10 protein-coding genes and 1 pseudogene are annotated in these 9,119 nt (G+C 71.5%); 6 read left to right on the forward strand and 5 right to left on the reverse strand.

Features of this window, described 5'->3' with window-relative positions; all coding sequences use genetic code 11:
- Positions 1–164: 164 nt before the first annotated feature.
- Positions 165–878 carry a DUF599 domain-containing protein gene (locus MFF42_RS03760; protein WP_238254552.1) on the forward strand — a complete coding sequence of 238 codons (714 nt, stop codon included), beginning with the start codon at positions 165–167 and terminating at the stop codon, positions 876–878.
- Positions 868–1,131: a DUF3253 domain-containing protein gene (locus MFF42_RS03765; protein ID WP_238254553.1), complete on the forward strand. Its 264-nt coding sequence runs from the start codon at positions 868–870 to the stop codon at positions 1,129–1,131. Before MFF42_RS03760 ends, MFF42_RS03765 begins: the two co-directional genes overlap by 11 nt.
- Before the next feature lie 7 nt (positions 1,132–1,138).
- Here the strand turns inward: MFF42_RS03765 and MFF42_RS03770 are convergent, their stop codons facing one another.
- The 4 genes from MFF42_RS03770 to epmA form a co-directional block, all read right to left on the reverse strand.
- Positions 1,139–1,936 (reverse strand): YdcF family protein, encoded by a 798-nt coding sequence (locus MFF42_RS03770; protein ID WP_238254560.1) that lies wholly within the window; start codon positions 1,934–1,936, stop codon positions 1,139–1,141.
- Positions 1,937–2,080: 144 nt separating this feature from the next.
- A complete protein-coding gene (locus MFF42_RS03775; protein WP_238254554.1) occupies positions 2,081–2,704 on the reverse strand; it encodes a glutathione S-transferase family protein in 624 nt (207 codons plus the stop codon).
- On the reverse strand, positions 2,701–3,762 hold the full coding sequence (locus tag MFF42_RS03780) for a lysine-2,3-aminomutase-like protein (protein WP_238254555.1): 1,062 nt from the start codon (positions 3,760–3,762) through the stop codon (positions 2,701–2,703). The genes MFF42_RS03775 and MFF42_RS03780 overlap by 4 nt, the downstream gene beginning before the upstream one ends.
- Positions 3,759–4,817, reverse strand: coding sequence for an EF-P lysine aminoacylase EpmA (gene epmA, locus MFF42_RS03785; RefSeq protein WP_238254556.1), 1,059 nt, complete (start codon positions 4,815–4,817; stop codon positions 3,759–3,761). Before epmA ends, MFF42_RS03780 begins: the two co-directional genes overlap by 4 nt.
- Before the next feature lie 123 nt (positions 4,818–4,940).
- Between epmA and efp the strand changes: the two genes are divergently transcribed.
- On the forward strand, positions 4,941–5,507 hold the full coding sequence (efp, locus tag MFF42_RS03790) for an elongation factor P (RefSeq protein WP_238254557.1): 567 nt from the start codon (positions 4,941–4,943) through the stop codon (positions 5,505–5,507).
- A gap of 4 nt (positions 5,508–5,511) precedes the next feature.
- Here the strand turns inward: efp and MFF42_RS03795 are convergent, their stop codons facing one another.
- Positions 5,512–6,498: a heparan-alpha-glucosaminide N-acetyltransferase gene (locus tag MFF42_RS03795; protein WP_238254558.1), complete on the reverse strand. Its 987-nt coding sequence runs from the start codon at positions 6,496–6,498 to the stop codon at positions 5,512–5,514.
- A 421-nt stretch (positions 6,499–6,919) separates the two neighbouring features.
- On the opposite strand from MFF42_RS03795, the gene MFF42_RS03800 reads away from it, so the two are divergent.
- From MFF42_RS03800 to bchD, 3 genes and pseudogenes are all read left to right on the forward strand, one after another.
- Complete coding sequence (locus MFF42_RS03800) at positions 6,920–7,465, forward strand: cold-shock protein (protein ID WP_238254561.1); 546 nt, start codon at positions 6,920–6,922, stop codon at positions 7,463–7,465.
- A complete protein-coding gene (locus MFF42_RS03805; protein ID WP_238254559.1) occupies positions 7,462–7,971 on the forward strand; it encodes a DUF192 domain-containing protein in 510 nt (169 codons plus the stop codon). The genes MFF42_RS03800 and MFF42_RS03805 overlap by 4 nt, the downstream gene beginning before the upstream one ends.
- An 8-nt stretch (positions 7,972–7,979) precedes the next feature.
- Positions 7,980–9,119: pseudogene (bchD, locus tag MFF42_RS03810) on the forward strand (magnesium chelatase subunit D); the annotation flags it as partial.

Consider the following 9,119-nt stretch of genomic DNA (forward strand, 5'->3'; position numbering starts at 1 on the left):
CGACGAGGCCGAGCCGGCCTCGGGCGGGGGTTTCGAGATCCGCGCCTAGACGGGTCGAGGACTCGCTCGGGAGGACTTGCCCGCCGGGCCTCCGGCCTGTAGCCGCCGGGGCAGCATTCCGAGCCCGACCGGTAGGACGACACCGCGATGACGACGCCCTGACCATGTGGGACCTCCACGCCTTCTCCCCGCTCGACTTCGCGGCGCTCGTCTTCTTCGTGGCAGTCTGGGCCGGCTACAGCTTCGCGGTCGCCCGGCGGCGGGGGGACCGGCTGAGCCTCAGCCAGATCATGAACCGGCAGCGGCGCAACTGGGCGGTCCAGATGATCGCCCGCGACAACCGCGTCGTGGACACGACGATCAACGCCTCGCTGCAGAACGGCACCGCCTTCTTTGCCTCGACCTCGCTGATCGCGCTCGGCTCGGTTCTGACGCTCTCGCGCTCGGGCGACGACGTGCTGAACCTGTTCTCGGCGCTGCCCTTCGGCACCGTGACCACCCGCCAGACCTGGGAGATCAAAGTCGCCGGGCTCGCGGTGGTGTTCGTCTACGCCTTCTTCAAATTCGCCTGGGCCTACCGGCTGTTCAACTACGGCGCCATCCTGATCGGCGCGGTGCCGCCCAAGGGCTCGGGCGCCCCCGAGGCGGTGATGCGCCGCGCGGCCGAGCGGGCCGGCGCGATGAACGTGGCCGCGGGCTCGCATTTCGCGAAAGGCCAGCGTGCCTTCCTGTTCGCGCTGGCCTATCTCGGCTGGTTCGTGAGCGCGCCGGTGATGATGCTTGCCACCGCCAGCGTGGTCTGGGTGATGTGGCGGCGCCAGTTCGCCTCGCCGATCCGCGCCGCCCTACTCGCCGAGGAGGATTCCCATGGCCGATGAGGCCGCTATCGAAGAGACGATGCTGCGTCTCGTCAGCGAGCGGGGCGCGGAGAAGACCTGCTGCCCCTCCGAGGTCGCCCGCGCGCTGGGCGGCCCGCATCCCGACGGCTGGGGCCCGCTGATGCAGCCGGTGCGCCGCGTCGCCGTGCGGCTGACCAAGGAGGGCCGGGTGCAGATCCTGCGCAAGGGCAAGCCGGTGCCCGACCCGGACGATTTTCGCGGGATCTATCGCCTGAGCCTGCCGCGGACGTAGGCGCCGCTCACGGCCCCGGCATGACCTCGTCGGTGTAGCCGGCGAGCTTGTAGGCCAGCATTCCGATCCACTCCTTCACGCCGATATCGAGCTCCCCCAGGCCGTCGGACGCGAAGGTGGCGAAGCGGTAGGCGTCGCGGGGCCAGTTGGTGCGGTAGTCGACCGGGTAGGCGGTCACGTCGAAGCCGGCCTTGCGGAAGCAGCCCATCGCCCGCGGCATGTGCCAGGCGGAGGTGACGAGGAGCCAGCGCTCGCCCGGCTTGGGCTGCACCATGCGCGCGGAGAAGACCGCGTTCTCCCGCGTGTTGCGCGATTGCTGCTCCAGGATCAGGCGGTTGCGCGGGACCCCGAGGGTATCGGCGTAACGGCTGACGATCTCGGCCTCCGAGATCGCGTCCTCGCGCATGCTGCCGGCCCCGCCGGAGAAGACGAGCCGCGCCTGCGGAAAGCGCCGGGCGAGGTCTCCGAGCGCGATCTCCCGTTCGCCGGCGTCGTTGACGGTGATCTGGTTGCGGCCGATCGATGTATCCGCCTCGACCGCGCCGCCGAGCACGACGATGCCGGCGACCGGCCGCTCGTCATCGGCGAAGGCCGGAAAGCGGTTCTCCAGCGGCGCCAGGATCCAGGCCGAGAGCGGCGAAAGCCCGACGACGAGAAGCCCGAGGAAGCCGGCGATCGTGAGAGCTCGCCCGAAACCGCGGCCGAACTCGGTGAAGAGCAGGACGCAGCCCAGAAGCCCCAGCAGGATCAGGAAGTTCGACGGCGTGAGGACGAAGAAGATCAGCTTCGAGAGCGGGAAGAACATGGTCTTCTTTCGTCCGGGGTTCGACACGGCATCCGTCACGAGCTGATCTCCGCCGGTTTATGTCGGAGTGCCCCGCACAACCCCCGGCCATCGACCGCGTCTTCACCGATCGCGTCGGCGCAGCGGGAGTTCTGTGAGAGACACTCAGGTGAGCGGCAGCGACAGAACGGCCGAGGAGGCGGGCCGTTGCGCGAGCATCCCCAGCCAGCGGCGGATATTGGGCCGCTCTTCCCGCTCCAGCGGCAGCTGGAACCAGCGATGGGCCGCGAGCCCGACGGCGATATCGGCGATGGAGAAGCTCTCGCCCGCGACGCAGAGCGTGTTCGCGAGGTGGCCGTCGAGCAGGGCCGCGCAGCGCTCGGAACTCGCCCGCGAGGCCTCGATGACCCGCGGGTCGCGGTTCTCGGGGGCGACGCGCACGAGCTGGAGGAAGGCGTCGCGCATCGCCGGGGTGAAGGCGGTGGCCTGCCAATCGAGCCACTGGTCGACGAGGGCGCGGGCGCGCGGCGCCTCCGGCAGGGCCAGCGGGCCGCCATGGGCGTGAGCGAGATAGCGCAGGATCGCGTTCGACTCCCAGAGGACGAAGTCGTCCTCTTCCAGCGTCGGCACGAGACCGTTGGGGTTCATCGCGCGGTAGGCGGTGTCGCCGACGACGCCGTGGGCGCCGCCCGCCTCGATATGCTCGTAGGGAAACTCGAGTTCGTCGAGCGCCCAGAGTGCCTTCTGGACGTTGACGGAGCTGGCCCGTCCCCACAGCTTGCGCGTCATCGCTCGTCCTCGTCGTCCGTTTCGGGGGGATAAGGGTGAACGGTTCCCTGCGGATCGGTCACCTGCCACGTGCCGCCCGATTCTTCGAGATAGCCCGGCCCCACCGGTACCTTGCCGTGGCCGCCGGGAATGTCGAGCACGTAGAGCGGCTGGGCGAGGCCGGAGAGGCGGCCGCGTAGCTGCCGCATCAGCGCCTGTCCCTCCGGAAGGTCCGTCCGCAGATGACCCGTTCCCGGCGCGAGGTCGCCGTGATGGAGGTAGTAGGGCTTGATGCGGTTCTCGACGAAGCGGCGCATCAGGGCGTCCAGCGTGGCCGCGTCGTCGTTGACGCCCCGCAGGAGCACGCTCTGGCTCACCATCGGGATGCCGGCATCGACCAGCCGGGCGATGGCCGCGCGGGCGGCCGGCGCGAACTCCCGCGGATGGTTGGCGTGGAGCGCCACGAAGACCGCGCCGGGAAAGCTCTTGAGGGCGGCGACGAGGGCCGCGTCGACGCGGGCCGGCTCCACCACCGGCACGCGGGTGTGGAAGCGCAGCACCCGCACATGCGGGATCGCGCCGAGCGCCCGCGTGATGGAGGCGAGCCGCCGGGGCGACAGGGCGAAGGGATCGCCTCCCGTGACGACCACCTCCCAGATCTCAGGGTGCGCGGCGACGTAGCGGTAGGCCGCGGCCAGGTCCGCCTCGCTCAGGCTGCCGTGGCCGGCGGGCCCGACGCGCTCGCGGCGGAAGCAGAACCGGCAATAGACCGGGCAGACGTGGAGCGGCTTGAGCAGCACCCGGTCGGGATAGCGGTGGACGATGCCGGGAACCGGTGCATGCGCGTCGTCGCCGATCGGGTCGGCGCGCTCCACCGCCCGCGTCTCGATCTCCTCCGCGCGCGGGATGAACTGCCGGGCGATCGGATCGTCGGGATCGCTCCCGTCGATCAGCTCGGCCATGTCGGCGGTCACCGACACGGCGTAGCGGGACGCGACCCGCTCCAGGGCGGGAAGGTCGGCCGCGTCCACCAGCCCTGCGCGGGCGAGCGCCGTCGCGCTCTTCAGGGCGAGGCTCACCGCGCCCGGCCCCGGGCGACCGGCGTCCAGATCACGTCGTCGATGCGGGGTGCACCGGTGGCCAGCATCACCAGCCGGTCGAAGCCCAGCGCGATGCCGCTCGCCTCGGGCATCACGGCGAGAGCCTCCAGGAACTCCTCGTCGATGGGATAGCGCTCGCCGTAGACGCGGGCCTTCTCCGCCATCTCCGCCTCGAAGCGGCGGCGCTGCTCGGCCGGGTCGGTGAGCTCGCCGAAGGCGTTGGCGAGTTCGACGCCGCAGGCATAGAGCTCGAACCGTTCGGCGACGCGGGGGTCGCGCGGGCTCGGCCGGGCGAGCGCCGCCTCGCTCACCGGGTACTCGCACAGGATGGTCGGGCGGCCCTGCCCGAGATGCGGCTCGATCAGCCCGACGAGGACGCGGCTGAACAGGTCGGCCCAGGTGTCGTCCGGCGCGACGCGAAGGCCGCGGGTCATGACGGCGTCGGCGAGCCCGTCGCGGTCCGTCGCGCCCTCGGGCGAGATCGTCGCGAGGAGATCGATGGCGGCGTAGCGGTGGAAGGCCTCGGCCAGGGTGAGCCGCTCGAAGGGCGCCGACGGATCGGCCTCGCGTCCGCGGAAGGTCAGGCGCCGGGCGCCCGCGGTCTCGGCGGCGAGCGCCAGCAGCGCGGCGCAATCCTGCATCAGCGCGTCGTAGTCCTCGCCCGCGCGATACCATTCGAGCATCGTGAATTCGGGATGGTGGAGCGCGCCGCGCTCGCGGTTGCGGAAGACGCGGGCGAGGCTGAACAGGCGCGGCTCGCCCGCCGCCAGCAGCTTCTTGCAGGCGAATTCCGGCGAGGTGTGGAGGTAGAGCGGCTCGCGGCCGCCATCGGGCAGGATCGCCTCCGTGGCGAAGGCGGAGAGATGGGCCTCGTTGCCCGGAGAGACCTGGAGCGCGGCGGCCTCGACCTCGACGAAGTCGTGGTCCGCGAACCACGCGCGCAACCCCGCGAGGATGCGGTTGCGGGTGATGAGCAGCGGCCGGCGATCCGCGTGGAGGCCAGGATGCCACCAGGGCGAGGAGTCGTGACTCACGCGAAAACAGCCTCCGGCTGGCAACCGAGCCGCGGATAGGGTAGGGCCTCGCGGATGATTCCGCTCACCCGGCCGAGACGCCGGTGAAGAGCCGCCGTTCTCGTCCAGCCAAGGTCCACGCTCGTGAAAGTGATCGCCAGTACCCTTCGCAAGGGCAACGTCGTCGACAAGGACGGCAAGCTCTACGTCATCCTGACGGCGGAGAACATCCACCCCGGCAAGGGTACGCCGGTGACGCAGCTCGACATGCGCCGCATCACCGACGGCGTGAAGATCTCCGAGCGCTACCGCACCACCGAGCAGGTCGAGCGCGCCTTCGTCGAGGACCGCGACCACACCTTCCTCTACCAGGACGGCGAGGGGTATCACTTCATGAACCCCGAGAACTACGAGCAGCTCGCGGTTCCCGAGGACGTGGTCGGCGATGCCGCCCCCTACCTGCAAGAGGGCATGGTGGTCACGCTCTCGACTCATAACGGCGTGCCGCTGGCGATCGAGCTGCCGCAGCGCGTGACCCTCGAGATCGTCGAGACCGAGCCGGTGACCAAGGGGCAGACCGCCTCCTCGTCCTACAAGCCAGCGCTCCTCTCCAACGGCGTGAAGACGAGCGTCCCGCCGCACATCACCACCGGCACCCGCGTCGTCATCATGACGGCCGACGGCTCCTACGTGGAGCGCGCCAAGGACTGAGTCCTCACGGCGGGGCCGCGGTGCCTTCCGCGGCCTCGTAACAGCGTTGCGAGAGGCCCTGCGCCGTGGCCCGCTCCGCGACGGAATAGGGCTTGCCCGTCCCCCAGAGACCCTCCCGCCTCAGGGCGTCGGCTGTGCAGCGCGCGGCGATCCGGCAGGCGCCCGCCTCGCCGCCGGTGCGGGTGCAGTGCGCCGCGTAATCCTTGCGGAAGCCGGCGAGCCCGGCCCGCGGATGCGGCCCGGTCAGGGTCACGAGGCCGGTCAGCAGGGCGAGCAGCACCGGCTGGTGGATGAGGTAGACGGCGAGGCTGTGCCGCCCGGCGAAGGCCGCACCGCGCGCCAGGGGCGTGCGGGCCTTCCAGCGGGACAGCCGCGAGCCGGCGACCACCGGCCGGACGAGCCGGGCCAGGGCGATCCCGGCGAGTACCGGTCCGAACCAGGGAAACAGCGGCACCCAGTCGTTGCTGTCCGGGAGCCCCCGCCCCAATCCGAGGAAATAGAAGACCGGCGCATCGAGCAGGGGATGAGCCACGACCCGTGGCGCCAGCACGACGGCGACGGCGGCGAGACCCGTGATCCAGGCCGGCAGGAACACGAAGGGCAGTCCGAGCAGGCTCGACACGGCGATGCAGTGCAGGATGCCGAAGAAGATGTAGCTTTCCGGAAACGCGAACCGTGTCGCCAGCGTGATGAGCAGCGCGGCGCCGCCGATCCTGGCAAGCCGCAGGGCGAAGGGCCGCCAGCGCAAGCCGTCGCCGTTGGCCAGCACGAGGCCGATGCCCACCAGCAGCAGGAACGAGCCGGCGATGCCGTGGGCCGCCAGCCGCCCCGTCGGCGTGAGCGCGAAGTTCTGAGGCGTGAGCTGCAGGAAGCCGAGGTCCCAAAGCCCATGATAGGCCGCCATCGCCGCGAGCGCCGCGCCCCGGGCGAGGTCGAGGGCGTCGATCCGCCGGCTCGGACGGGGGGGCGTGGACGGGAACGAGGCGGGCATGGCCGCGCCCTATCACCGATCCCCGTTCCAGGCGAAGGGTGTGCGCGAACGCCGCTGCCTGCCGAACAGGCAGCCATGCGGCCATTCGAATCAGCCCTCGAAGGATCTGCTCCCATGCCGATCGTGACCGAGCCGACCCTAACCCCTTGTCCGGTCAAGCTCTCCCGCGTCGGATCGGGATCGGGACCGATCGACGAGACCCGCGGCACGGCGCGCGCGTGATGCGGCATCGACGCCATGGCGCCGGAAAATGATCAATTGAACTGTCCCGCTGCCGGCCAAACGGGCTTTCCGCGTAATCTGACTTTGTTAACGTAGCATCGGGATTGCGCCGCGCGATTCGGCACGGGTTGCTTACATGTCGAACGATCACGAACTGAGCTCCGTCGGGCTTCGCGTGCCGGACATGCGGGACCGCGCGATGGAACGGGAGAGCGAGGACGAGCGTCCGCCCGAGCTCTTGGAGATCGCCGGGCGCATCAAGTGGTTCGACGTCTCGAAGGGGTTCGGCTTCATCGTGCCGGATGACGGCTCGGCGGACGTGCTGCTGCACATCACCTGTCTGCGCCGGGACGGTCATCAGGCCGCGAGCGAGGGCGCGCGGATCGTGGTGGAGGCGGTGCAGCGTGCCCGCGGCTGGCAGGCCCATCGGGTGATCTCGCTGGACCAGTCCACCGCGCTCCACCCCTCCGAACTGCCGATGGCGCGCACGCATGTGAGCGTGACGCCGACGAGCGGCCTGGAGGTCGCCGTGGTGAAGTGGTTCAACCGCCTGCGCGGTTTCGGCTTCCTCAGCCGCGGCGACGGCACGCCGGACATCTTCGTCCATATGGAGACGCTGCGCCGCTACGGCATTGCCGAGCTGAAGCCCGGCGAGCAGGTGCTGGTCCGCTACGGCGACGGCTCGAAGGGTGCTATGGCGGCGGAAGTCCGCCTCGTCGACGGGGCGCTTCCGGCCTCCCATTGACGGTAATCCGCGTGCCCGTATCTGCCTCCGTTTCAAAGCTGCTGCGACTTGCCGCCTGCCTCGCCGCGCTGGCGGCCGTGCCGGTGGGGCCGCTGCGCGCCCAGGACGCCGCGCCCGCCGCTCAGGCCGCGACCGAGCCGCTCGGCATCGTCGGCAAGTCCGGCCGCCACGCCTTCCAGGTGGAGGTGATGCGCACCGACGCGCAGCGCGCCAAGGGGCTGATGTATCGCCGCTCCATGGCCGCCGACCACGGCATGCTGTTCGATTTCGAGCGTCCGGCGCCGGCCACGATGTGGATGAAGAACACCTACCTGTCCCTCGACATGGTGTTCATCCGCTCCGACGGTTCGATCGCCCGGATTGCCGCCGATACCGAGCCGCTCTCGACCAAGGTGATCCCGTCGGGCGAGCCGGTGCTCGCGGTGCTCGAACTGAACGCCGGCACCGCCGCCAAGCTCGGCATTCGCGCAGGCGACCGGGTCGAGCACCCGATGTTCAAGCGCTGACGGCGACGATGGCCCCGGAGCAGGATGATCCGGCCGGGGCCTGGGACGATGCGCTGCGGGCCGCCGAACTGTTCGCCGCCGATCCGCACGGTCTCGGCGGGATCGTGCTGCGGGCAGGCGCCGGGCCGGTGCGCGACCTCTGGCTCGATCACCTCCGCAGCCGGCTCGCTGGCCCGGTGCGCCGGATGCCGCCGGGCATCGCCGACGACCGGCTGATCGGCGGCCTCGACCTGCCCGCGACGCTGCGCGCCGGCCGGCCGGTGATCCAGCGCGGATTGCTGGCGGAGGCCGATGGCGGGGCCGTGCTCGTGCCGATGGCCGAGCGGCTGGAGCGCGGCACCGTCGCCCGGCTCGCGGGCGCCCTCGATACCGGAACGTTGGCGCTGGAGCGGGACGGTCTCGCCGCGCGGCTGCCGGCCCGGTTCGGCCTCGTGCTGCTCGACGAGGGGCAGGAGGACGAGACCGTCGCGGAGGCCCTCGCCGACCGGCTGGCGCTGCGCATCGACCTCACCGGCGTGAGCCTGCGCGCGGCCACCTCTCCCCGCGGGGACGAGGCCGGACGGCAGGGCGGGCCGGCGACCGAGCGGCCGAGCGGGCAATCCGTGAACGACCCGGTCGCCACCCTCTGCGCCGTCGCGGACGCCTTCGGCGTTGCCTCGCTGCGGGCGCCGCTCCTCGCCCTCCGGATCGCCCGTCTGATCGCGCTGGAGGCCGGGCGCGCGGAGCCGGACGAGGCCGACCTGATCGAGGCCGCCCGCCTCGTGCTCGCCCCGCGGGCGACGCGTCTGCCCGCTCCGCCGCCCCGCGAAGCGGAAGCGGCGGACCAGCCGCCAGAGCCGCAGCCGTCGCAGGAGGCGCAACGAGCGCCCGATGATGCGGCCGAACGGGACGAGGCTCCGGCGCAACGGCCCGACGAGACGGTGCTCGACGCGGTCCGCGCCGCCCTCCCGAAGGATCTGCTCGCGCGGCTCCTCGCCGCCGGGCCGCCGCTGCGCTCCGGTGCGGCCGGGCGGATGGGCATGGCGTCGGCCTCCCCGCTGACGGGCCGCCCGGTCGGCAGCCGTCCCGGCGATCCGCGCCGGGGGCGGCTCGACCTGATCGCGACCCTGCGCGCCGCCGCCCCGTGGCAGCGCCTGCGCCGGGCCGAG

The organism is Methylorubrum podarium (genome assembly GCF_022179745.1).
Taxonomy (GTDB): Bacteria; Pseudomonadota; Alphaproteobacteria; order Rhizobiales; family Beijerinckiaceae; genus Methylobacterium; species Methylobacterium podarium.

What these genes read in the sequence shown, in the direction of transcription:
- MFF42_RS03770 (WP_238254560.1), bottom strand. Translation starts at nt 1,936, where the DNA reads ATGTTCTTCCCGCTCTCGAAGCTGATCTTCTTCGTCCTCACGCCGTCG.
- MFF42_RS03800 (WP_238254561.1), top strand. Translation starts at nt 6,920, where the DNA reads ATGGAACGGGAGAGCGAGGACGAGCGTCCGCCCGAGCTCTTGGAGATC.
- MFF42_RS03765 (WP_238254553.1), top strand. Translation starts at nt 868, where the DNA reads ATGGCCGATGAGGCCGCTATCGAAGAGACGATGCTGCGTCTCGTCAGC.
- MFF42_RS03775 (WP_238254554.1), bottom strand. Translation starts at nt 2,704, where the DNA reads ATGACGCGCAAGCTGTGGGGACGGGCCAGCTCCGTCAACGTCCAGAAG.
- MFF42_RS03760 (WP_238254552.1), top strand. Translation starts at nt 165, where the DNA reads ATGTGGGACCTCCACGCCTTCTCCCCGCTCGACTTCGCGGCGCTCGTC.
- MFF42_RS03795 (WP_238254558.1), bottom strand. Translation starts at nt 6,498, where the DNA reads ATGCCCGCCTCGTTCCCGTCCACGCCCCCCCGTCCGAGCCGGCGGATC.